The sequence below is a fragment of the Propioniciclava sp. MC1683 genome, from assembly GCF_014164675.1.
Classification (GTDB): Bacteria; Actinomycetota; Actinomycetes; order Propionibacteriales; family Propionibacteriaceae; genus Propioniciclava.
Window position 1 is genome coordinate 1 of record NZ_JACJFX010000005.1, and the last position, 21,739, is coordinate 21,739.

The window sequence follows — 21,739 nt, forward strand, 5'->3', positions numbered from 1 at the left end:
CGGCGAACAACGCGTCCGGGAACAGGCGGTGCCGGTGCTCGGCCAAGAACCGGAACACGCTGCCAGCCGGCAACAAATGCCCCGCCAGCGACTCCACGTCCAACACATCCCGCTGCGGACTCGACTCACCCTGCACAACCCAACAATTCCAGCCAGCTGCCGGTCAGTCCCGTGGGCACGCGGACAGATTGTTCAGCAGGCTCCTAGGTCTCGGCGCGCGGGACGCCTACCATGAGACATGGCCCCCCAGCCACGAGACCCTTCCGGGACCCGGTGCCGCGGTCCCCTTCGCGATCACCGGCCCCGCCCAGCTCGTCCTTGCGCCGGACCGCACTGGCTCGACCACCTTCACCGTCACGAACCTGACGGGGCGTCCGCTCACTGTCCGGATGGAACCGAAGGCGGCGCCCCCCGCGCAGGACGCCTGGTTCCGACCCGTCGGTGACTCCGAGATCCTGATGGCGGTGGGCGCGACGCTCACCGTCGAGGTGCGGGCCCAGGTGCCGGTGGACGCGCCCGCGGGCAGCACGACGCTCAAGCTGCGCGCCGTGGACGAGGCGGAGCCGGAGCGCCTCACCGACGGCCCGAGGGCCTCCTCGGCGTCGGCGAGGTCGAGGTCGTTGTCGGCGAGAAGCACCGATGTCTGAGGGTTCGCCAGCGCCGAGTCCTTTCTCGACTCGAACGAGGGCGGTCGTGAGGCGAGCGGGGAACCGAGGCACACCAGCAGGGCCAGCACCGCGGTGACGAGGGCGGCCACCAGGAACGGCCGTCGGCGTCGCGGTCCCGCTCATGAACGACAGGCTAGTCCCGCGCTCTCCGCTGGTGTACCCCCCATTCCCATGCGGTCGGCGGTCGGGGTGACTTCGTTGACACGTCCTCCGGGCGGACTACTGCATGCCTTGGTCGCGGGCCTCGCGGAGGGCGGCCAGGGCGGTGTCGTCGCCCGATGCAGCGGGCTCCCCGCCGCGTCCCCAGAGCCACCGGTAGAGCTCTTCCACGGTCCCGTCGACGGTCGCTGCGGGGTTTCCCTCGTCGGCGAGGACGGCGCCTGGCTCGTCGTACTCCTTGCCTGACTGCCCCGTCCCGCCCCAGCGACCGGGCTGAACCAGCCAGGAGGCGCCGTCGCTGGCCCTGAGCTCCACGATTCCGGATGTGGGGCGGAACTCGAACCCGGGGTTGGTCCCCCACCAGCCCCACATCACCTCGACGCCGTGGGCGATCCCGTCGGCGGCCACCTCGGGAGAGATCGGCGCCGAGGGGAGGCCCGCTGCCAGTTCGGCGTCGACGCGGTGCATGGTGGCCTCGTGCACCTGCATGCGGCGTGTGAAGCCGACCGTCTGGTCGGTCGGGAACCACGAGTACGCGGCCTCCTCGTCGGCCCGGGCGGCGAGCTGGCTGATCAACGCAGCGGTCCCTTCGGACAACAACGCGATGGTCGCCTCACGGTCGTCCGGACGGGAGGGCTTGGCCGCCTCCACGGCCTCCGACTCCTGGTCGGTGACTGCACCGGTGCCAAGGATCGCGGCCCAATAGGCGTGCACCTCGGTGAGGTGCCACAGGAGGTCGTCGGCGGTCCAGTCCGGGCAGGACCGGACGGGCGCGGCACCGTCCGTCTGCCGCACGGCGGCGATGAAGCGATCGGTTTCGGCGTTGAGCAGATCGAGGTGGTCCATGCGTCCGAACCTATGCCCCGTGGCGCAGCCGTGACATCCCCCGCCGGGGGCTCCGCGGGTCAGAAGCTGAACGTGGTGGCGCCATCGCCGATCCATTCCCACAACTGGACGGTTCCGGCGACGACGGCGTTGTCGACCAAGGAGGCTGGGTCGATGTTCTTGGCCTTCACGCACACTCCGCAGGCGATGTAGCGCCCCCCGGCCTTGGCGTAGCGTTCCATCAGATCGCCCAGCGGGGGGCACCCGTCGCAGGCGATCGCGCGCGGGAAGTCCCGCACGGCCAAGCGGACGGCCTCCTTGGTCAGGAACATGAGGGTCTCCCGGCCCGCCTCGGCAGCGCCGACGGCGACGAGGAACGCGACGGTCACCTTCTCGGCATCCTCGAGTCCGGTGGTGAGGCTGATGGCGGCCTTGTTGGATATGGTTTCTCCTCCTGAGTGCGCTGCGCACGAGCAGCACGTGATTAGATGGTACGATCGTTCGTGCTATGACGACAAGAGGCATTCCTGGGGGAGATCCGGAGATGGAGGAGGTCGCGCGGCGCCAGCGACGCGTTCGTGCCGACGGTGCCCGCACGCGCGCGGCAATCCTCCGGACGGCGGCAGCCCTGGCGTCCGTCGAGGGCCTCGAGGGCCTCACGATCGGGCGCCTCGCCGCGGCCCTGTCCATGAGCAAGAGCGGTTTGTACGCGCACTTCGGCTCGAAGATCGAGTTGCAGCTGGCCACCATCGGCGAGGCCGCCCGCGTCTTCGAGGCCGAGGTGGTGGCGCCCGCGCGGGCTGCTCAGCCAGGACTGCCGCAGGTGCTCGCGCTGTGCGACGCGTACATCACCCACCTCCGTGCGCGCATATTCCCCGGCGGCTGCTTCTTCGCCACCGCGGCCCTGGAGATGGGCTCCCGGCCCGGCCCCGTCCGCGACCGCATCGCTGAGTTCCAGCGTGACTTCATGGCCATCACCAGCGGCTTCGTCCGCACGGCCCACGAGAACGGCGACCTGCTCGGGGAGGACCCGGCCGCCCTCTCCTTCGAGATCAACGGACAGTTCCTTGCCGCCAATGCCGGCTTCAACCTGACCGGCGACCCCGGCGTGCTCGACCTCGCCACCGCGATCCTGCACCGCCGCCTCGACGCCCGGCAGGGGCGTCACGACGCACCTCAGCTGCCCAACGCTCGACAGCCCATGCCCCGAAGCGGCCCGCCGAGCGCCGCGCCGGCGTAACCCCAGCAACGGGGCAGGTTGCCCCCGTCCCGCTGGTCGCGGACGATTTCCTTCGGTGCCGTGGCGACCTCCGAGGCTTACCGTTGGGGCATGTCGATCGATATCGTCCCGGCCAACGAGGTTTCCTGCGCCGCGCTGGCCCAGGTCTTCGGCGCCAAGGGCCCTGCGGCCGAGTGCCAGTGCCAGCGCTACCGACTCGCCCGGGGCGAGTCGTTCCGCAATGCCCCCGTCGAGGAACGGGCCCACCGCCTGCGCGCCCAGACGAACTGCGGCGACCGACTGGCCGCCACGACGACCGGCCTGATCGCTCGCCTCGACGGCCAAGAAGTGGGCTGGTGCGCCGTGGCGCCCCGCGCCTCCCATCCCGGGCTGGTCCGCAACGGCAGCATGGCCGCGTGGGCAGGACGCTACGAAGATCGGTCGGACTCCCACGTCTGGGCCATCACGTGCGTCTTCGTTCGGCCCGGGTCTCGGCGTCTGGGTGTCGCCTCGGCCTTGGTCGCCGCCGCCGTGGGCTTCGCACGCGAACGGGGCGCATCGCGACTCGAGGCCTACCCGATCGATCAGCCCAGCGCCCTGGGCACCGAGAACCACCCCGGGCTCTTGACGATGTACCAGCAAGCAGGGTTCGACCTGATCCAGCACCCGTCGAAGCGACGCTCGGTCGTGGCGATCCAGTTCCAGTGACCAGAGGAGTGCCCCATGGGCAAGGCGATCATGTACAGCACGGTGTCGGTGGACGGTTTCATCGCCGACGAGCACGACCAGCCCGGGCCGCTGTTCGACTGGTTGCTCAGTGGTGACGTGCCGTTGGATGAGAGCGGCGCGTTGAAGGTGTCACGGGAGTCCTACGACTACACCCGGGCGTACTGGGACCAGATCGGGGCGGCCGTCATCGGCCGCCACGTCTTCGACCTGACCGGCGGCTGGGACGGGAAACCCCCGGCAGGGGTCGACCACGTGGTCGTCGTGACGCACCGCCCGGAGCCCGAGGGCTGGGACCCTGAGGCGCCGTTCCAGTTCGTCGACGGCATCGAGGCAGCCGTGGCCAAGGCGCAGGAACTTGCGGGCGACCGCATCGTCGAGGTCGCCGCCGGAAATGTCGGGGGCCAAGTGCTGGCCGCGGGCCTGGTCGACGAGGTGCGCATGGACGTCGTGCCCGTCATCTTCGGGTCCGGCAAACGCTACTTCGGGTCGATCGACGCGCAGCACCTGTTGGAGGATCCTGACGCGGTGATTCGGGGCCACCGGGTGTTGCACGTGCGCTATCGGGTACGCCGCTGACCGACCTCAGGGCGCGAAATGCACGAAGTCGGCCTCCGGGGCACGAACATGCCTCCACAAGGCCCACACGGTCGGGCTGACAGGATTTGAACCGGATTTCACAGACAGTCTCCGATGTGGCCGTGACGGCCGACGATGGTCCGTTTACGCGTGGTGACAACGGGTTTTGTCCTCGTCGTGGGGTGTCTCTGTTTGACACACTGTGACTCCCGAGTACATTCGATCTTGCACGAATCTTGCACGACCGACCGGGAGGGCCCCATGCCGACCGACAACGTGATCGCCCTCGACGACCATCGACCGAAGCCGCAACGAGGCGGCAACAACAAGGGCACCCGGCGACGGTTCGGGAACGTCCGCAAGCTCCCGTCAAAGCGGTTCCAAGCGTCCTACCTCGGGCCGGACGGCATCCGGCACAACGCGCCCGTGACCTTCCTCACGAAGGGCGACGCCGAGACGTGGCTCGCGATGGAGTCGGCCGCGATCACCGAGCACCGATGGAAGCCCGCTCCCCCGCCTGGGCCGTCGTCGAGGACGTTCGGCGACTACGCCGACGAGTGGCTCGAGAAGCGGACCAAGCTCAAGCCCTTGAAGCCGCGGACGGCCGCCGGCTACCGGCACCTGCTCGACGCGAAGATCCTCCCGACGTTCAAGGACGTTCCGCTGGCCGATCTCACGCCCGAGGGGGTCGAGGCGTGGTTCCTGTCGCTCGACCCGGCGAAGGCGACGACGCGCGGACACGCCTACTCGCTCATGTGGTCGGTCTGCCAGTCCGCGATGCAGGGCCGGTTGATCCCGGCGAACCCGTGCCAGATCGAGAACGGGTCGCGGGTGAACCGGGCGCACAACCTCCGGCCCGCGTCCCCGGCCGAGGTGAACGCGATCGCGGACGCGATGCCCGACCGGTATCGGCTCATGGTTCACATGGCGGCGTGGTGTGCTCTCCGGTTCGGCGAGCTGACCGAGCTACGTCGCCGCGACCTCGACCTCGACGGGGGCGTGATCCGGGTTCGTCGCGCGGTGACGTGGATCAAGGGCGAGACCGACGCCGTCGCGGCCCCGATCGTGGGCACGCCCAAGTCGGACGCCGGGCAGCGCGACGTCACGATCCCCCCGCACCTGGTGAAGCCGATCCGCGAGCACGTGAAGGCGTGGGCCCAACCGGGCCCTGACGGGCTCGTGTTCCCGAACACCGAGGGCGAGCACATGCACCACGGGAGCCTGTACAAGGTGTTCAAGCCCGCCCGGTTGAAGGCCGGACGTCCGGATCTCCGGTGGCACGACCTCCGGCACACCGGCGCGACGCTGGCTGCGCAAGCTGGGGCGACGACGCGGGAACTCATGGACCGGCTCGGGCACTCCTCCCCCGCTATGGCGATGCGCTACCAGCACGTCGCGGACGGCCGGGCGGCCGAGATCGCTCGACGCCTGTCGGAACTCGCGAAGGGATGAACCGGACGGATCGCGGGTGTCGTTGTTGGACTCGACGCGACCCGCGAGCTACCTTTCTCGAAACGGCGTGATCCGCTACGGGCGGACTCCGGGGCTCACGACCCCGGGCACGCACTGCACATGTCGCCCTTCCTCGTGGCGCATTGACTCGGGCCGGTTCACCGGTTCGGAACGAGGGACGGAACACGTGCCGGAAGCTCGGGTGACGCCGAGCATTCCGAAGCAAGGACGCACCCCCCGACCAGGTGACGGGAGGGGGAACGGCGAGGGACTCCCACGAAGGGAGCACCGAACCCCGGTTCGGTGGGGTCGCACCTACCCGCGAAGTCCCGGCTGGCCCTCGTGGCCGAGCGCGGGGACCGCTCGCGACAAGAACGCCGGCGTCCTGGCTCGGATAGTCGGCCGTGACAGTTGAGCACGCCCCGTTGCGGGCTGCTCGCCAGTCACGGAGGCGACAGTGCGAACCAGCACCACGACCAAGAAGACCAAGACCCCCGAGACCGTGACCGAGGTTGCCCCTCGGTTCGTGTCCCTCAACGTTGCCGGCGACCGCGTCGGCCTCTGCTCCCGAACGATCCGCCGCGCGATCGGCCGCGGGGAACTCACCGGCTACAAGCTCGGATCCGCGCTCCGCGTGGACCTCGACGAACTCGACGCCTGGGTGCGTTCGCAGGCCCTCCCGACCGCTCGGGCCGGTGCCCGATGAACGTGACGAGCGGCCGACGCGCGCACCACGCCGACCGCCCGAAGCGAGTCGCCCCTGACCCTGTGACCAGCGTAGGCGAGCCGTCCGACACGGGCGCGGACGCCGCGCGCGGGTCGGGGCGTGTTCTCGGCGAGATCGGGGACCGGTTCGAGGCGAAGCGGGGAACGCGATCGCTCGCGGTCCCCGAGGGGGCGACCTCCGATGGTGCGCGATGACGAGACCGCCCGAGTCCCCCGGGTGGACAAGATGACGTACCTCACCCAGCTACGCGGACGCCATGACCTGACACCGGCCGACGTTCGCCTACTCGTGGCCGTCTGGACCTACACCGACGCCTGGGGCCGAAACGCGTTCCCCGGGAACAAGAAGCTCGCGGCCGACGTGTGCCTAAGCCCGCGAAACGGTCCGAAGGAGATCACCGCGCGACTCCGCGACCTGGTCGCGCGCGGCTACCTCGTCGTGACCGCACCCGGCGGTTCCGTCGCCGGCGGTGAACGTCGAGCGACGAACTACGCCTTGGCGCTTCCGCCGGCCACCCGGGGGGCTGACACCCCCCGGTCCGACCCGACCACAGGGGGGGCTGAGCCCCCCCTGTCGGGCGACGACGACCGGGGGGGCTGGGACCTCCCGACCGGGGGGGCTGACGCCTCCCGACCGGGGGGGCTGAGCCCCACCCCATCAAGTCATAGATCAGATCAAGATCATCATCACGCGCGCGAGTTCGACACGGGGCCCCGTGATGATGATGATCGAGGGCTCAAAGAACACACCGACGACGTCGGACCCGTCACGGCCGCCGAGGTCGCCGAGATCATCGCCGAAGCCGCTCGGGCCGGGAAGTCGTGGCAAGCGTCCGGCGTCCGATCGAACGCCTCGACCCTGACCGCCGAGATTGGCCGTGCCGAGGCCGTGCGCCGTCTCCTGGCCGCCGCAGCAGACCCGGCCGCCCGAACGCCGAGGGTCGCGGGGTTCTCGAAGTACGCCGCGGCGTCCGCCGAGCGCGTCGAGACGGTCGAGGGGCCGCGGGAACCCGCGTGCCGGACGTGTGGGCTCGTGGAACGTGTCTGCTCCCGCACCCTGGGCAGCGATCACGAGTTCGAGCCGGCCGACGACACCCGCGACGACGTCGAGCCGACACCGACCCGTCGAGGCGCGGCCGGTGACCCCGACACGCTCGGGAACCTCGTCGAGGGGGTGCTCCGACGATGACGACCCTCACCGACCCCGAGGGGCAGGCCCTCGTCGCCCTCGGGATCGCGGTCGCCGCACGTGCCGGGAAGACGTGGGATCCGCCCGGCACGGCCGCGGCCGTCCGCAAGCTCGCCGAACAAGGCGACCGACCCTCGACGATCCTCGCGAAGCTCGAAACCGCCGCAGCGGATCCGAACGCGCGAACGCCGGACGCCGCCCTGTGGACCAAGTTCGGGAACGCCCGGCCGCGCGCGAACGCCGACGATCCGGCCGAACCCGTGTGCGTCCACTGCCGGCACACCCGGGAGGGGTGCGCGCGAGCGCAGGCCCTCGTCCCACCGGCGCAACGGTTCGCCCACGAGTTCACGACGCGCAGCGGGACGCACGAGCCGAGGCCGACCCGCCTCCGACCCTCCGAACGGACGCCGGACGCCCTGGACGACGTCGGGGGGCCGTCGTGAGCCGCCGCAACGAGACGCCGCGCGGGCCCGGGCCGCAGCTCGTCGCCCTGCTCGACGCGATCCGCCAGCTCGACGAGCCGCCCCCCTGCACCGAGCCGAGCATCCGCGACGAGTTCACCCATGACGACGCGACCCGCCGGGCCGTCGCCCGCCGGCACTGCGAGGGCTGTCCCGTCCTCGTCGCGTGCCTGGACGCCGCCCGAGCCGAACGCGCGTTCGGCGTGTGGGCCGGCCGAGACCACGACCCGACACGACCCGATCGCGACACCACCGGAGAGGACACCACACCATGCCCAAGCGCGACCCGTTCAAGCTCCCGACGACCGACGCCCGGATCCACGAGGACGACCACGACGCGGCCGTGACCCGTGTCGCCCGCCGGATCCTGGCCGGCGTCCCGTTCGAGGGAGCCAACCCGGCCGACCTCCGACGCGCGCTCGCTGGCCGCGACCGGCACCTGTTCGACGAGGCCCTGCGCCGGCTCACGTGGGGGCAACGCGTCGAGATCGTCGAGACGTGGAACGGCGAGCGGCTCGTCGTCCCCGTGTACGCGCTGGACGGGCTCGACGCGCCCGGGATCCTCCGCGACGTCCTCGACGAGGTCGGCCGCCTGCAGGACACGGTCCGGACGCTGCTCCGGGCCGTCGAGGGCCGACCGTGAGCACCAGCGGCCGCCCGTACGCCTACCGGGAGCCGGCCGGGAGCCTGGTCCGCGCGCCGCTCCCGCTCGCGTGCGGCCGTTGCGGGGCGCGGATCGAACCGGGCCGCTACCTCGTCCTCGAGCACGACGAGGTCCCCGTGTGCGGCCGCGACCTGGCCCGCCTGGGGCTCGCCGACGTGCTCACGGTGGCTGAGGCCGCCGACGAGCTCGCGCGGCTCGTGGACGCCGGACGCCTCCCCGAGGGGCTCGCCACGATCGCCGCGACCGCCGGGCGTGCGGCCGCCTCGTGGGCCCGCGATCGTGTGGACGCCGCCCTCCGCGCGCACCGAACGGCCCGGACGCCCCGACCCCTCGACGACGAGGACGAGCCGGACGGGCTCGACGATGGGTAGGCCGACGCTCGTCGAGGGCGTCCCCCTCGACGCCGAGTTCGTCGCCGACGCGCTCGCGGCCGCCCGCGACGCCCGCCTGCTCGACGACGTCCGCGCCCGGGCCGGCACCCGGACCGCGTTCCGATCCGCGCCGATCGACGAGGCGATTCGACGACTCCGCGCCGTAGTTGTGCGCGCCGACGCACAACAAGGGGCCGTTGCCTCGACCCCGGCCGCCTGGGTGACGCCTACTGAGTACGGAAGGATCCACGACCGGCACCCCGAGACCGTGCGCCGTTGGATCCGACAAGGCCGATTCACCGCCGGCGAGACCCGGAACGACAACACCGGGCGGACCCTCGTCCGGCTCGACGCGGAACCCCCGCGAGACAGGAGAACCAACCATGAACCGCACCCGGGCACTGTCCGTCAAGCTGAACGCCCCCGTCGACGACCGCACGGCCGACGACCTCCGAACCGGCGTGACTGACCTCGCGGCATCCGCCACCGCCCCCAGCATCGGCCGGGCCGAACGCCTGGCCCGCGCCGCCCGTGCGGCCGAGCACGCCCGCAACCTGGCCGACGTCGTCCCCCTCCTCGACCCCTACGCGGGCACCGAGCACAACCGGATGGCCGACCTCCAGACCGTCGCCACCCGAGCACTCGCCGGCGAGACCGAACTCGACGGCGCGGTCGCCGAGCGCCTCCTCCGCGCCGAACAGTTCGACCGGCTCACCCACGCCACCCGCGCGGCCGCGAACCTGACCGGCCTCCGGCCCGGCTCGATCGCGCCCACCGTCGAGTTCGTGACCCCGGCCCGCTGGCTCGCCGCCTACGCCCTCCCCGCGGCCGGACTCGGACCGATCGACACCATCCCCGCCTGGGGCAACGGCATCCCCGCCGCAACGCTCAACCCCGGATTCGACAACCCGATCACCGGGGCCGACCTCGACGTCGCCGGCGACCCCCTGCCCTGGTCGCTCGTCGGGTTCGGCGTGAACACGTCGCGCCAGCGGTTCGACTGGGCCGCCGACAAGGGAGCCGAGTCCGAGCGCCTGTTCCTCGCGGCCGTGCACAAGGGACTGGAGAAGGCCCTCCTCGACGCCCTCGCGGCCGCCGCACCCGCGGCCGCGTCGTTCGAGGCCGCCGAGGTCGCCGCCGGCGCAACCGACTACGCCGCCGACCTCGTCGTCGTGAACCCGCAGGACGCCCCCAAGGTCACCCGCGCCTACGCGACCGCGTTCGACGGCTCCGACACCCTTCCGCCGCGGATCCTCCCGACCGCCGGCGCAACCAAGGGGACCGCGCTCGTCATGGCCTCCCCGGCCGTGTACGCCGTCGCCTCCCGCGTCGAGTGGGTTTCCGCGACCCGGCCCCGTGAGTGGGGCGTGGACGTCGCCGCCCTCATGTGGGGCCGCGCTCGCGTCCGGATCCCCGGGGCCGTGCAGAAGGTCGTCGTCGCGTGATCGCCGTCGAGCCCCAGCGCACCGCGCCCACCGTCGAGTGGATGCCCGACCGGGCCCGCTCCGAACGGGAACCCGCCTACGCCGACACGGTCCGCGAGTTCGTCGCCCACCGGCTGCCCTGGGCAACCTGGACGACCGCCGCGATCATCGTCGAGGACGGCGTCCGCTGGCTCGTCGCCGAGTCCCGGTTCGACACGGACGGCGACGCGCTCCGCGACCGGGCCGGACGACCCACCACCCGGACGGCGTCCGTCCCGCTGGCCCCCGACGAGGTCGGACCATGACCGGCCGCTACCACGCCGACCTCGTCGCCCCCACCCCGAGCACTCGACCGGCGAACCCGGACCCGTTCGTGCGGGCCGTCGCGGCCCTCCTCGAGGACGGCGTCCCCACCCGCGACGCCCAGCGCACCGTGGACGCGATCCGCAACCGGGAGCCCGACGCCTACCCGGACGCCCTCGCCCGCCACGGCCGACACGTTCACCCGCTCACCGCCGCGCACCACGCGGCCCAAACCCGGACGCCCTGAGCGTCCGAACCGCCGCGATGCTGGCCCGCTAGTCGTGGGCGGGCCCCGCGGCCGCCGGCCCCGAGACGACTCCTCGGGAACCCTCGGGGCCGGCACCCCCAGACGGCCGCGAGTGGAACCGCGGTCCGTGGCCCGGGGCTCCCCCTGCTGCACCTTCGGATCGGGCGCGTTCCGCAGGGGTCGAGCCCCGGACCACACCCCCCACCCCCACCACCGGAAGGGAGACCCCCACCATGAACCCCGGCACCCTCGCCCCCCGCCGCGGCACCCACGCCTGGAAACAACTCCGCCACGCCTGGCAACTCCGCATCGACACCAACAACGGCTGGCACTGCCGACGCTGCCTCGGACCAATCCCGCCACTCGACCCCAACGCCTGGCAACTCGGACACCCCGACGACACCACCAACCCAACCGACCGGATCCTCCTCGTCGAGATCGAACCCGAACACCCGAACTGCAACGCAAGCGCCGGCGCGGCCGAAGGAAACCGCAACCGCGACCCCGACCGACGCAAACCACCACCACCAAGCCGACAATGGCTCTGAACGACCCCCGGAACGGCCCGTGAGACGATCACGGGCCGTTCGCGTGTCCGTGGTCGTAGGCGAGCGCCGGGGGCCGCAGGACGGCCGCGTCGGGCCGGAGGGGGCCGTTTTTTCCTCGTCGAGGGGGTCGAGCGCAACCCCGGCCGCGATGTTGTCTCTCTCTCCCGGCCGTCGCCCTCGTCTGTCGGGTGGGCCTTGACGCCCCGTTGCCCGTGGGCGGCCCGTAACGGGCCCTAGGACGGCCGAACGGGTCGAGTCCGAGGACACGCGGAAGTGTCCGTGATCGCGTCAGAACGGCCGGGGGTGTCCTCGTGGGTTCGTCGGCGTCCGGCCCCTCGTGGTCCGGTTCCTCGTCGGCGTCCGGCCCTGGTCGGCGTCGGGCCGAGCGTGACGGTTCGTCGGCGACCGGGGTGTCACGCCCCCGTCACGGGCTCGTCACGGCGTGACAGGCGGTTCTGACTTGGGCGGCCGTCGAGCGACGGCACCCCGCCGGGAGCACGATCGCTACTTGCACGGATCTTGCACGCGGCCCCGATCCTGGGCATGAAAGAACCCGCTCCCCCTAGTGGGAAGCGGGTTCGGCACGTCGGGCTGACAGGATTTGAACCTGCGACCCCTTGACCCCCAGTCAAGTGCGCTACCAAGCTGCGCTACAGCCCGCCCGCGGTCAGGGTGACCCGACCACGGCGATGAACGTTACACCACCGGGGCCCCGCATGCAGAATCGGCCCACACCGCGTGGCGCGCCGAGAATCTCAGTTCGGTCACGAAGCACCATTGACAAGGCGAGATGGCAGCCCCGAAGCTGGTCCGACCGGGCGCCGTGCCCGGTTGTGAACAGGAGGACCGATGACTGACCAGCCGCTGGATCCCCGCGACGACCGTCTCGACGACGTGGACGCCCCGCGCGACGCGGTGCTCGACCCCGACCAGCCCGTGGTCGACCTCGACCGCGTCGACGACGAGGTCGACGGCGAGCACGAGACCGCTGACGACAAGTACATCCAGGTGGTCGATGGACGCCCCGAGACCCTCGGCGCGGAGCCGAAGGACGGCGCCGTCCCGGACGCGCCCCGTGACGACGAGCTCGGCTTCAAGGGCGACATGTACACCACCGAACCCGGCACCGAGGGCTCCTCGCGCGCCTGAGTGGCCCCTGTCGGCGATCGCGCCGACGGCACCCCGATCCCGGTCCGGGCGGTGGCAGGATGGCCCCATGGCCACCGACTTCGACGCCGCCGCCCGGACGTGGGACTCCCCCGAGAAGGTGGACCGCTCCACCAGGATCGCCGAGGCGATTGCGGACGCCGTGCCCCTCGACCCCGCCTGGAGCGCCCTGGACTACGGCTGCGGCACCGGGCAGCTCACCTGGCACCTCGGGGACCGGATCCACCACCCGGTCGACCTGGCCTACTCGGCGATGGCGTTGCACCACATCCCTGACACCGCAGCGGTGCTCGGGAACCTGACCGCGAGCCTGCACCCGGGAGGCTGGGTGGCACTGGCCGACCTCGACGCCGACCCTGCGAACACGTTCCACGCCGACGACTTCGACGGCCACCGGGGCATCGACCGGCACGCCCTGGCCGCCTCACTGCGCGAGCTGGGCTACCTCGATGTCGCCGAGCGCACCGCGCTGCGGGCCACCAAGGCCAAGCACGGGACGGACCACACCCACGACATCTTCCTGGTCACGGGGCGACGGCCGGGCTGAGCTCCTCGCGCGCACGCTCCGCGTCCCGCCCGCTGCCGGCCTGGACGGCCGCCACGCCCGCGAGCAGCACCGTGCCGCCCAGCAGTTGCACCGGTCCGGGCAGCTCGCCCAGCAGGAGCCAAGCCCACGCGACGGCGAACACGACCTCCGTGAGGCCCACGAACGACGCCACCGTGGGGCCCAGGCGCCGGGCGGCGATGAACCCGGTCACGTAGGCCAGTGCGGCCGCCACGACGACGAGTTCGAGCAGCGGCACCCACCACGGGTACGTGCCGCCGAAGAGCCGGACGTCGGCGGTCCCGAACCGCAGCGGCACCAGCCCGGTGAGGCCGGCCACGAGCAGGGCCACCGCCCCCACGCCGAGCCCGGCCGACACGAAGGCCAGCGGCGGGATGCCGGAGGTCTCGGCCGAGGTCACGTAGTAGACCGCCATGCCGGTGGCGGCGAACAGGCCCCAGGCGACGCCCCGCAGGTCGGCCCCGGCCAGGTCGGCCGGGTTCAGGATCACGGCCAGCCCGGCCACCGCCACCGCCATGCCGACCAGGGTCAGCGGCCCCGGGCGGCGCCGCGTCCGCGCCCAGACGTAGAGCACGACCAGCACCACGCCGAGGTACTCCAGCATCAGGGCGATGCCGACCTCGATGTAGGTGATGGCGTTGAAGTAGGCCACCTGGACGGCGGCGCCACCGAAGAGCCCGTACATGAGGATGGGGCGCCACTTCTCGCGCAGGACGTGCCAGCGCCCGCGCAGCGCGAGGGCCGCCAGCGGCGCCAGCACCAGCGAGGCGAGCCCGAGCCGCACGATCACCGCGGCGGCGGGCGACCAGCCCGACTCCAGCAGCGGCCGGGCGAAGGAGCCGGACGTGGCGAACATCGCCGCCGAGGCGAGCGCGACCGCCAGCCCAACGGCGCGGACCCCGGGCTGTGGCGTCATGCGTTCATCCCGCGGGCGGCGACCGCCCACCGGTCCACGAGGCCGCCGTCGGCGAGGACCGCGTACTCGTCGACCAGGTTGACCGCGTTGCACGCGTGGTTGGGCACGACCCGCACGGTCGAACCCAGCGGCGGCAGCGGGCGTCCGGCCAGGTCGGCCACCGCGTGGTGCTCGGACAGGATGACGATCCGCGCCTCGGGGTGGTCCAGCAGGCGACCGAACCCGGACGCCCACGCCGGCCGGTCCGCGCCCAGCACCTTGGAGCCCGAGTCGAGCACGAGGCGGCCGCCCGCGTGGCTGACCACGGTGGCGTGGCAGGTCAGCGCGATCTGGTCGGGGGTGCAGGAACCCAGCTCCCACTGCTGGGCGTCGTTGAAGACGTACACGCCGGGCCGCGACTCGGTCAGGCCGTCGCCGGTCTCGGCCAGGCTGGGCGTCGACCCGCCCGACAGCACCACCGGCTCGATCCCGGCGGCGCGCAGGGCCTCGGCCGCGGACGCCAGCGCCCCGGCCTCTCCCCCTGCCGCCGCCGCCCGGCCGCCCGGGGCGTAGCTGTGGCCCGGGAACGTGAACGCCCCGAGCACCTCCAGCCCGCCCTCGACGGCACCGGCCGCCACCTCGCCTGCGGCCTCGGGCGCCACACCGGAGCGGTGGTGGCCCGAGTCGACCTCCACGAGCCCGGTGACCCCCGTGCCGGCCAACCGGCGTGCCGCCTCGACCGAGTCGAAGCCGACCCGGAGCGTGGCCCGCTCGGCCAACCGCGCCAACCGACGCCGGCGGTCGTCGTCGAGCCACAGCGGGTACGCGACGAAGAGGTCGTCGAAGCCCTGCTGGGCGAACACCTCGGCCTCGCCGACGGTGGCCACGGTGAGGCCGCCGACCCCGGCGTCCTCCTGCATGTGGGCGATCTCGGGGCTCTTGTGCGTCTTCACGTGGGGGCGCAAGGCGAGGCCGCGGTCGTCGGCCCAGGCCGCGACGCGCTCGATGTTGGCCTGCAGGACGGGAAGGTCGATCGCCAGGAACGGCGTTGGGGGCAGACGGTCGACCATGTCAGCGCTTGCGCTTCTCCCGCGCCCGGACCTCGACGTTCACCGGGCTGCCCACGAAGCCGAACTCCTCGCGCAGGCGACGCTCGACGAACCGCTCGTACTGCGGGTCGAGCTTGCCGGAGGTGAACAGCACGAAGGTCGGCGGGCAAGCCTGCGCCTGCGTGCCGAAGAGGATCCGCGGCTGCTTGCCCGACCGCACGGGGTGCGGGTGGGCGGCGGCCACGCGGCCCAGGAAGCTGTTGAGGTTGCCCGTGGTGACGCGGGTCTCCCAGCCCTCGAGGGCGGCGTCCACGGCCTTCTTGAGCTTGTCGACGTTGCGGCCGGTCAGGGCCGAGATGTTCACGTGCGGCGCCCAGCTGAAGGCGTGGATGTCGCGCTCGACCTCGCGCTCGAGGTAGCGGCGGCGCTCGTCGTCGGTGAGGTCCCACTTGTTGTAGGCGATGACCATGGCCTTGCCGGCGTCCTCGACCATGCTCAGGATCTTGAGGTCCTGGTCGGAGATCGTCTCGGAGGCGTCGATGATCACCACGCACACCTCGGCGCGCTCGATCGCCTGCTGGGTGCGCAGCGAGGCGTAGTACTCGTGGCCCGAGGCCTCCTTGACCCGGCGGCGCAGGCCGGCGGTGTCGATGAAGCGGTAGACCTCGCCGCCCAGATCGACCAGCTCGTCGACCGGGTCGACGGTGGTGCCGGACGCGTTGTCGACCACCGAGCGCTGCTGGCCCGACAGCTTGTTCAGCAGCGAGCTCTTGCCGACGTTGGGCTTGCCGACGATCGCGACACGGCGGGGCCCCCCGATCTCGTCGTAGTCGGCCTCGGGCGCCTCCGGCAGGGCGTCCAGGACGGCGTCCAGCAGGTCGCCGGACCCACGGCCGTGCAGCGCCGAGACCGGGTAGGGCTCGCCCAGACCGAGGTTCCACATGGACGCCGCCTCGGCCTCCAGGCGCTGGTCGTCGACCTTGTTCGCCGCGAGCACCACCGGCTTCTTGGCACGGCGCAGCACGCGCACGACGGCCTCGTCCTCGTCGGTGATGCCGACGGTCGCGTCGACGACGAACAGCACTGCGTCGGCGGCGCCGATGGCCAGCTCGGCCTGCTCGGCGATCTGCGCGGCCATGCCCTGGGCGTCCGAGACCCAGCCGCCGGTGTCGACGATCACGAAGTCGCGGCCGTTCCAGGTCGCGTCGTAGCTCACCCGGTCGCGGGTGACGCCGGGCTTGTCCTGCACGACGGCCTCGCGGCGGCCGATGATGCGGTTGACGAGCTGGGACTTGCCGACGTTCGGGCGTCCGACGACGGCCAGGACGGGCTTGATCTCGGTCACGGGCGGGACTCCTCGGCCAGGTCGGTGATGGCGTCGACGACCTCGGCCAGGGTCATGTCGGACGTGTCGAGCAGCTGGACGCCGTCGGCGGCGGTCTGGAAGTCCACCAGCTTGGAGTCGTCGCGGTCGCGACGCAGGACCTGGTCGCGCAGCTGGTCCTCGGTGAGCTTCCCGGCCATGTCGCCGGCGCGGCGGCGCAGGCGCGCCTCGGGCGAGGCGGTGAGCAGGATGCGCAGGTCGGCGTCGGGGTAGACGACGGTGGTGATGTCGCGGCCCTCGGCGACGCAACCGCGCGGGTCGGCGTCCATGAGCGCCCGCTGGCGCCGCACCATGTCGGCACGGCACTCGGGGATCGTGGAGACCGCCGAGACGTTCTGCGCGGTGCGCGGCTCGCGGATCTCGGCGGTGACGTCGCGCCCGTTCACCCGCACCCAGCGCTCGTCGGGGTCGAGGCTGAGCTCGATGTCGGCGCTCGTGGTGGCCTCGATCACGGCCGCGGTGTCGTCGGGGCTGACCCCGGCGTCCAGGAACGCCACGGCCACCGCGCGGTACATCGCGCCGGTGTCGAGGTAGGACAGTCCCAGGCGCCGGGCCACCGCGCGGGCGGTCGTCGACTTGCCGGACCCGCTGGGTCCGTCGATGGCGATCACGAGGCGGTCGTCGGGCACCGGGGCAGTCTACCGGCGCCCCACCTACGCTGGTGACATGGCTCTGGAGCAGCTGGACGCGGACCTGTGGGTGGCCGACGGCCCCGTGGCGGTCGACCTCCTGGTCGTGCCCTACCCGACGCGGATGACCGTGGTCAGGCTCGCCGACGGCGGGCTCTGGGTCGCCTCGCCCGTCCCCACCCCGGTCGAGGTGTTGGACGCGCTGCGCGAACTCGGCCCGGTGCGCCACCTCGTCTCCCCCACCCCGCGCCACCACTGGCGGCTCGAGTCCTGGCACGCCCTCTTCCCGGACGCCGCGCTCTGGTCGTGTCGCACGGGTCCCTTCACGCTCGGCGACAAACGGCTGCCCGCGACGGTGCTCACCGACGAGGCACCGGCCGCCTGGGCGGGCCAGCTCGACCAGGCCGTCTACCGGGGGCGCGGGTTCGAGGAGACCACGTTCCTCCACCGCGCGTCGCGGACGCTGCTGGTGGAGGATATCGTCCAGAGCCACCGGCCGTCGGTCGGCCGCCCCCTGCTGAACGGGCTCATCCGGTTCGGGAACGTGCAGGCACCCGGCGGCGTGCCGCGTGACATCCGGGCCATCTCCCGACGCGGTGCGCGGGCCTGGGTCGAACGCGTCCTCAGCTGGGACTTCGACCGGCTCGTCATGGCGCACGGCCCCGTCGTGGCCACGGGAGCCAGGGCCTACGTGGAGCGCGCCTTCGCCTGGGCGCTGCGCTGAGGCGACCCGGTCAGGGTGCCGGCCGGCCCAGCTTCTCGACCGCGCGGTGCATGAACGCCGCCATCGCGTCGCGCGCGACGGGCTCGAGGGGCCGGTACGTGCCGTCCGTCCAGCCGGTCGAGATGCCCTCGTCCGCCAGCCAGCGGATCTCCGTGCCGAAGGCCGTCCCGTTCGGGACGTCGGAGAAGAGCGGGAAGCTGGTGCCCGCCATGATGGTCGCCACCCGGGTGCGGAGGGCGTCCATCTGGGAGTAGACGTACCGCCCCGGGCACAGCGTGGGCCGCTCGTCACGGTGGCCGTGGATCGCGGGCAGGTCCACCCGGCCACCCTCCCTGCCGCCGGAGCCCCAGGTCCGGCCGTGGGGGTCGACGCCGTGGCGCAGCAGCTTCCACGCGAACACCTGGGCGAGGGTCTCCATGGTCGCCGCGGTGGGCGCCACCTCCTCGTGGTTGCCCAGCAGCGAGATGTTGGTGAGGCGCTGGTTGGTCACGTCGGTGTCGTCACTGCCCACCACCGCCCGGTGGACGCCCCCGCTGCGGCCCTCCCACGCCCGCCCGAACCGGTCGATGAGCACGTTGTAGGCGATGTCGTTCCACCCGCGCTCGTTGACGTGGAAGGCCTGGATCGACCGCAGCACCGCGGGCACCTGCTCGGCGGTGTAGGTGTTGCCGGTCGCCGTGTGGTGCACCATCGCCCCGGTGACCTCGCCGATCCTCGACGGGTAGCGGACGATCGACTCGTTCGCGCCCCACGCCGACCGCGGCAGGATGCGGGGCTGCGGCCATGCGTCCGCGGCGGCGGACGCGGCGAGGTCGGCGGCCGTGACCGTCGAGGAGTAGGTGACGAGGCGGGGACCCGGCGGGGCCGCGTGCGACGCCCGTGCGGCCTCCGCGTCGCCGAGGACCACCGGCTCGCTCACGGCTCCCCCGCCCGGGCGCGGCTCGAACCCCACGGCGACACCGCCGAGGTCGGCCTGTTCGCCGTCGGCGGGCGCGCGGTCCAGCACGTAGGCGGCCACGACGACCTCGTCGCCCACGGCGGCGTCCGTCGGCGCCGCGTCGGCCGGGGACACGGGCGCGACAAGCAGGAACAGGCAGAGCAGCAGGCTGAGGGTGCGCAGCATGCGCGCCATGCTACGTGCGGATGCTCCATCCCGCAGCGGTCATCGCCGCGGCCAGGGGTTCGGCGGCGGACGCGTCCACGTGCACGGCCAGCCAGCCCCGCTCGGCCTGGGTGTCGTGGTCGATGGTGACGTCCTCGACGTTGACCCCGGCGGCCTCGACGTCGGCGAACAGGCGCGCGAGCGAGCCCGGGGCGTCCGGGATCTCGACGACCACCTCGGCCCAGTCGGCCGGCAGCGAGCCGTGCTTGCCCGGGATCGCGCGCGTGCCGGTGCGGCCGCGGTCGAGGAAGGCCTCGACCGCGTCGGGGTCGTCGATGGTCTCGATGAGGCGGCCGAGGTCGGCGTGCAGCTCCTGCAGCTCGATGCGCAGGGCGCGGTGGTTGGCCGAGATGATCTGGCGCCACAGCTTGGGATCGCCGCCCGCGATGCGGGTGACGTCGCGCAGGCCCTGGCCGGCCAGCGTGAGGTGCTCGGCGGGCAGGTCGAGCAGGCCCCCGGCCACGAGGGCGCTCATCAGCTGGGGCACGTGGGAGACCTGGCCGACGGCCTCGTCGTGGTGCTGGGCGGCCATGGTCGTCAGGCGGGCGCCGCACACCTCGGCGACGCGGCGGACCACGAGCACCGACTGGGCCGCCGACGTGTCGTGGGGCGTGATCACCCAGGTGCGGTCCTCGAAAAGGTCGGCGCGGGCGGTGAGGGGGCCGTCCTTGGCGGAACCGGCCATGGGGTGGGAGCCGCAGTAGCGGGCCAGGTCGGCGCCGGTCGCGCGCAGGGCCTGCAGCACGACGCCCTTGACCGAGCCCACGTCGGTGACGGTGGCCTCGGGGAAGCGCTGCAGCGCCTCGAAGATGACGCCGGCGAGGGCCTGCGGCGGGGTCGCGACCACGACCAGGCGCACGTCGGCGGGGTCGACCGGCTCGACGCTCCCCGCACCGCGGGAGGCGGCGACGAGCGCGTGCGAGCGCCGCTTGTCCTCGAGGTGCACCTCGATGCCGGCGCGGCTCAGTGCCATCGCCACGGACGCCCCGACCAGCCCCGAGCCGATGACCACGGCCGGGCTGAGGTTGACCTCGATCACTGGCCGCCCTTCTGCACGAACCCCTTGACGTAGCTCTCGGCGTCCGACTCGAGCACCGTGTCGATCTCGTCGAGCAGCGCGTCGAGGTCGTCGACCTGCGCCTGCTTCACCACGAGCGGGGCCTCCTGCTCGCGCTCGACCGACGGCGTGCGCTGGCGCTGGATGCGTTCGCTCATGGTTCCCTCCGGTCGTGGCTCCGCACGAGTCTATCGACGCCGCCCTCGGTGGGTGCCCCGGCCGCCGTGTGCCGGAACGGGTCGGGCATCCGCAGCGTGTGCAGGGCGCGGCCGGAGTCGCGCACCAGCAGGGAGTCCCAGCCGGCGGCGACCACGTGGTCGACGTGGTCGCGCACCCACGTGCCGCGCGTGTGGGCGCGGGTGTCCGCGGGCGCGGTGGTCATGGCCCGTTCGACGTCGGCGGCGGCCGGGCCGGGTGCGAGGCGTCCGACGGCCAGGAGGCGTTCGGCGATGCCGCGCTCCCCCAGCTCGGCCCACGCGAGGTCGACCTGGGCCAGCTTGGGGTGGTCCCAGCCCAGCCCCTCGCGCTCGCGGTAGCCCTCGAGCAGGGCGAGCTTGGCTGCCCAGTCGAGCCGGTCGGCGACCCGGGCCGGGTCCGCGCGCAGGTCGTCCAGCACGGCGGTCCACGCGGTCAGGAGCTCGGACGCCTCGGCGAACGGCTCGCGCTCGGCCCACGCCGCGGCGGCGTCGCGGAGCCCCTCCTGGAGGTCGAGGACGGTGGCGGTCATGCCGTCCACGAGGGCCAGCGGGGCGGCGAGGGTGAGGTCGCGGCTCACGGCCCGGAACGCGCCGACCGGGTCGGCGAGGCGAGCCGCCGGGAGCGCCCCGTCCTCGAGCGCGCCCAGGCACAGCCCGAGCACCCCGACCGCGAGCCACGTCGCGAAGGGCGAGCGGGTGGCGTCCCCGGCGATGACGTGGAGGCGCCGCCAGTCCCGCGGCAGCGCGTGCGGCTCGTCGCGGGTGTTGACGATGCCACGCCGCTGGGTGGTGTCCAGGCCGCTCACGCGTTCGAAGAAGTCGGCGCGCTGGGACAGCTGGAAGCCGGGTCGCTCCGAGCCTTGGCCCAGGCCCACCCGGCCGGCGCCCCCGAGCACGGCGCGGGTGACGAGGATCGTGGGCAGGGTGCCCTCGACCGCCTCCCACGGGGTCGACCGGCGTAGCAGCACGTTCTCGTGGTAGCCGTAGCTGTTGCCCTTGCCGTCGGTGTTGTTCTTGTAGACCCGCACCGGCGTCCCCAGCTCGGCGCTCACGCGTGCGGCGGCCTCGGCGACGATGCGGTCCCCGGCCAGCTCGTGGACCAGCAGGTCGGTGGCCGAGGTGGTCTCGGGCGTGCAGTACTCGGGGTGGCCGTGGTCGACGTAGAAGCGGGCCCCGTTGCCCAGCACGCGGTGCCGGGAGTCCTCGACCACCGGGGTGGCCGGCACCCCGCACGCCTCGACGACGAGCGCCGAGAGGGCATGCGCGTCGAGGTCGGGACGCCCGGGCGCGGCGATCCCGTACTCGGTCTCGGTCCCCAGCAGGAGTGGCATGCGGGCATTGTCGCACCG

General features: G+C 72.7%; 28 protein-coding genes and 1 tRNA gene. 18 read left to right on the forward strand and 11 right to left on the reverse strand.

Annotation, left to right across the window (positions count from 1 at the left end):
• The first annotated feature begins 389 nt into the window (after positions 1 to 389).
• Positions 390 to 647 (forward strand): hypothetical protein, encoded by a 258-nt coding sequence (locus H5397_RS04045; RefSeq protein ID WP_182815040.1) that lies wholly within the window; start codon positions 390 to 392, stop codon positions 645 to 647.
• Positions 648 to 887: 240 nt separating this feature from the next.
• Here the strand turns inward: H5397_RS04045 and H5397_RS04050 are convergent, their stop codons facing one another.
• The gene (locus H5397_RS04050) at positions 888 to 1,673 is read right to left on the reverse strand and encodes a maleylpyruvate isomerase family mycothiol-dependent enzyme (RefSeq protein ID WP_182815041.1); all 786 of its coding nucleotides are present in this window, start codon (positions 1,671 to 1,673) and stop codon (positions 888 to 890) included.
• A 59-nt stretch (positions 1,674 to 1,732) separates the two neighbouring features.
• A complete protein-coding gene (locus tag H5397_RS04055) occupies positions 1,733 to 2,137 on the reverse strand; it encodes a DsrE family protein (protein ID WP_309224280.1) in 405 nt (134 codons plus the stop codon).
• A 59-nt stretch (positions 2,138 to 2,196) separates the two neighbouring features.
• On the opposite strand from H5397_RS04055, the gene H5397_RS17590 reads away from it, so the two are divergent.
• The 14 genes from H5397_RS17590 (at position 2,197) to H5397_RS04125 (ending at position 11,561) form a co-directional block, all read left to right on the forward strand.
• Positions 2,197 to 2,892 (forward strand): TetR/AcrR family transcriptional regulator, encoded by a 696-nt coding sequence (locus tag H5397_RS17590; RefSeq protein WP_220491984.1) that lies wholly within the window; start codon positions 2,197 to 2,199, stop codon positions 2,890 to 2,892.
• Between the two features lie 90 nt (positions 2,893 to 2,982).
• A complete protein-coding gene (locus tag H5397_RS04065; protein ID WP_182815042.1) occupies positions 2,983 to 3,579 on the forward strand; it encodes a GNAT family N-acetyltransferase in 597 nt (198 codons plus the stop codon).
• Between the two features lie 15 nt (positions 3,580 to 3,594).
• Positions 3,595 to 4,176, forward strand: a complete 582-nt coding sequence (locus H5397_RS04070; RefSeq protein WP_182815043.1) for a dihydrofolate reductase family protein — start codon at positions 3,595 to 3,597, stop codon at positions 4,174 to 4,176.
• A 261-nt stretch (positions 4,177 to 4,437) separates the two neighbouring features.
• A complete protein-coding gene (locus tag H5397_RS04075) occupies positions 4,438 to 5,628 on the forward strand; it encodes a site-specific integrase (protein ID WP_182815044.1) in 1,191 nt (396 codons plus the stop codon).
• A gap of 457 nt (positions 5,629 to 6,085) precedes the next feature.
• The gene (locus tag H5397_RS18765) at positions 6,086 to 6,334 is read left to right on the forward strand and encodes a helix-turn-helix domain-containing protein (protein ID WP_208090906.1); all 249 of its coding nucleotides are present in this window, start codon (positions 6,086 to 6,088) and stop codon (positions 6,332 to 6,334) included.
• A gap of 201 nt (positions 6,335 to 6,535) precedes the next feature.
• Positions 6,536 to 7,543: a helix-turn-helix domain-containing protein gene (locus H5397_RS04085; RefSeq protein WP_182815045.1), complete on the forward strand. Its 1,008-nt coding sequence runs from the start codon at positions 6,536 to 6,538 to the stop codon at positions 7,541 to 7,543.
• Positions 7,540 to 7,986 (forward strand): hypothetical protein, encoded by a 447-nt coding sequence (locus H5397_RS04090; RefSeq protein WP_182815046.1) that lies wholly within the window; start codon positions 7,540 to 7,542, stop codon positions 7,984 to 7,986. The genes H5397_RS04085 and H5397_RS04090 overlap by 4 nt, the downstream gene beginning before the upstream one ends.
• The gene (locus tag H5397_RS19060) at positions 7,983 to 8,351 is read left to right on the forward strand and encodes a WhiB family transcriptional regulator (RefSeq protein ID WP_182815047.1); all 369 of its coding nucleotides are present in this window, start codon (positions 7,983 to 7,985) and stop codon (positions 8,349 to 8,351) included. Before H5397_RS04090 ends, H5397_RS19060 begins: the two co-directional genes overlap by 4 nt.
• On the forward strand, positions 8,276 to 8,647 hold the full coding sequence (locus H5397_RS04100) for a hypothetical protein (RefSeq protein ID WP_182815048.1): 372 nt from the start codon (positions 8,276 to 8,278) through the stop codon (positions 8,645 to 8,647). The genes H5397_RS19060 and H5397_RS04100 overlap by 76 nt, the downstream gene beginning before the upstream one ends.
• Positions 8,644 to 9,039 (forward strand): hypothetical protein, encoded by a 396-nt coding sequence (locus tag H5397_RS04105; protein ID WP_182815049.1) that lies wholly within the window; start codon positions 8,644 to 8,646, stop codon positions 9,037 to 9,039. Before H5397_RS04100 ends, H5397_RS04105 begins: the two co-directional genes overlap by 4 nt.
• Before the next feature lie 383 nt (positions 9,040 to 9,422).
• The gene (locus H5397_RS04110) at positions 9,423 to 10,484 is read left to right on the forward strand and encodes a hypothetical protein (RefSeq protein WP_182815050.1); all 1,062 of its coding nucleotides are present in this window, start codon (positions 9,423 to 9,425) and stop codon (positions 10,482 to 10,484) included.
• A complete protein-coding gene (locus H5397_RS04115) occupies positions 10,481 to 10,768 on the forward strand; it encodes a hypothetical protein (RefSeq protein ID WP_182815051.1) in 288 nt (95 codons plus the stop codon). The genes H5397_RS04110 and H5397_RS04115 overlap by 4 nt, the downstream gene beginning before the upstream one ends.
• The gene (locus H5397_RS04120; protein WP_182815052.1) at positions 10,765 to 11,013 is read left to right on the forward strand and encodes a hypothetical protein; all 249 of its coding nucleotides are present in this window, start codon (positions 10,765 to 10,767) and stop codon (positions 11,011 to 11,013) included. The genes H5397_RS04115 and H5397_RS04120 overlap by 4 nt, the downstream gene beginning before the upstream one ends.
• A gap of 233 nt (positions 11,014 to 11,246) precedes the next feature.
• Entirely contained in the window at positions 11,247 to 11,561 is a 315-nt protein-coding gene (locus tag H5397_RS04125) for a hypothetical protein (RefSeq protein WP_182815053.1), read from the forward strand.
• A gap of 586 nt (positions 11,562 to 12,147) precedes the next feature.
• On the opposite strand, the gene H5397_RS04130 is transcribed toward H5397_RS04125, so the two are convergent.
• Positions 12,148 to 12,221, reverse strand: a tRNA-Pro gene (locus H5397_RS04130).
• Between the two features lie 189 nt (positions 12,222 to 12,410).
• On the opposite strand from H5397_RS04130, the gene H5397_RS04135 reads away from it, so the two are divergent.
• Together H5397_RS04135 and H5397_RS04140 are read left to right on the forward strand one after the other, a co-directional pair.
• Positions 12,411 to 12,710 carry a hypothetical protein gene (locus H5397_RS04135; RefSeq protein WP_182815054.1) on the forward strand — a complete coding sequence of 100 codons (300 nt, stop codon included), beginning with the start codon at positions 12,411 to 12,413 and terminating at the stop codon, positions 12,708 to 12,710.
• Positions 12,711 to 12,777: 67 nt separating this feature from the next.
• Entirely contained in the window at positions 12,778 to 13,275 is a 498-nt protein-coding gene (locus tag H5397_RS04140; protein ID WP_182815055.1) for a hypothetical protein, read from the forward strand.
• Here H5397_RS04140 and H5397_RS04145 read toward each other — a convergent pair.
• From H5397_RS04145 to cmk, 4 genes are read right to left on the reverse strand one after another with little or no spacing between them, the layout of a single operon-like run.
• Complete coding sequence (locus H5397_RS04145) at positions 13,253 to 14,209, reverse strand: DMT family transporter (RefSeq protein WP_182815056.1); 957 nt, start codon at positions 14,207 to 14,209, stop codon at positions 13,253 to 13,255. The two genes, H5397_RS04140 and H5397_RS04145, sit on opposite strands and share 23 nt — an antisense overlap.
• Positions 14,206 to 15,258, reverse strand: coding sequence for an alanine racemase (locus H5397_RS04150; protein WP_182815057.1), 1,053 nt, complete (start codon positions 15,256 to 15,258; stop codon positions 14,206 to 14,208). Before H5397_RS04150 ends, H5397_RS04145 begins: the two co-directional genes overlap by 4 nt.
• A gap of 1 nt (position 15,259) precedes the next feature.
• The gene (gene der, locus H5397_RS04155; RefSeq protein WP_182815058.1) at positions 15,260 to 16,582 is read right to left on the reverse strand and encodes a ribosome biogenesis GTPase Der; all 1,323 of its coding nucleotides are present in this window, start codon (positions 16,580 to 16,582) and stop codon (positions 15,260 to 15,262) included.
• Positions 16,579 to 17,250, reverse strand: coding sequence for a (d)CMP kinase (gene cmk / locus H5397_RS04160; RefSeq protein WP_182815059.1), 672 nt, complete (start codon positions 17,248 to 17,250; stop codon positions 16,579 to 16,581). The genes der and cmk overlap by 4 nt, the downstream gene beginning before the upstream one ends.
• A 37-nt stretch (positions 17,251 to 17,287) precedes the next feature.
• Between cmk and H5397_RS04165 the strand changes: the two genes are divergently transcribed.
• Positions 17,288 to 17,974 carry a DUF4336 domain-containing protein gene (locus tag H5397_RS04165; protein WP_182815060.1) on the forward strand — a complete coding sequence of 229 codons (687 nt, stop codon included), beginning with the start codon at positions 17,288 to 17,290 and terminating at the stop codon, positions 17,972 to 17,974.
• A 10-nt stretch (positions 17,975 to 17,984) separates the two neighbouring features.
• Here H5397_RS04165 and H5397_RS04170 read toward each other — a convergent pair whose 3' ends face one another.
• Genes H5397_RS04170 through H5397_RS04185 form a run of 4 tightly spaced genes read right to left on the reverse strand, consistent with a single transcriptional unit; the run spans position 17,985 to position 21,721 of the window.
• Entirely contained in the window at positions 17,985 to 19,097 is a 1,113-nt protein-coding gene (locus H5397_RS04170; protein ID WP_182815061.1) for an N-acetylmuramoyl-L-alanine amidase, read from the reverse strand.
• A 10-nt stretch (positions 19,098 to 19,107) separates the two neighbouring features.
• A complete protein-coding gene (locus tag H5397_RS04175) occupies positions 19,108 to 20,175 on the reverse strand; it encodes a prephenate dehydrogenase (RefSeq protein WP_182815062.1) in 1,068 nt (355 codons plus the stop codon).
• Positions 20,172 to 20,351, reverse strand: a complete 180-nt coding sequence (locus H5397_RS04180) for a ubiquitin-like protein Pup (RefSeq protein WP_182815063.1) — start codon at positions 20,349 to 20,351, stop codon at positions 20,172 to 20,174. The genes H5397_RS04175 and H5397_RS04180 overlap by 4 nt, the downstream gene beginning before the upstream one ends.
• Positions 20,348 to 21,721: a proteasome accessory factor PafA2 family protein gene (locus H5397_RS04185; protein WP_182815064.1), complete on the reverse strand. Its 1,374-nt coding sequence runs from the start codon at positions 21,719 to 21,721 to the stop codon at positions 20,348 to 20,350. The genes H5397_RS04180 and H5397_RS04185 overlap by 4 nt, the downstream gene beginning before the upstream one ends.
• Positions 21,722 to 21,739: the final 18 nt, after the last annotated feature.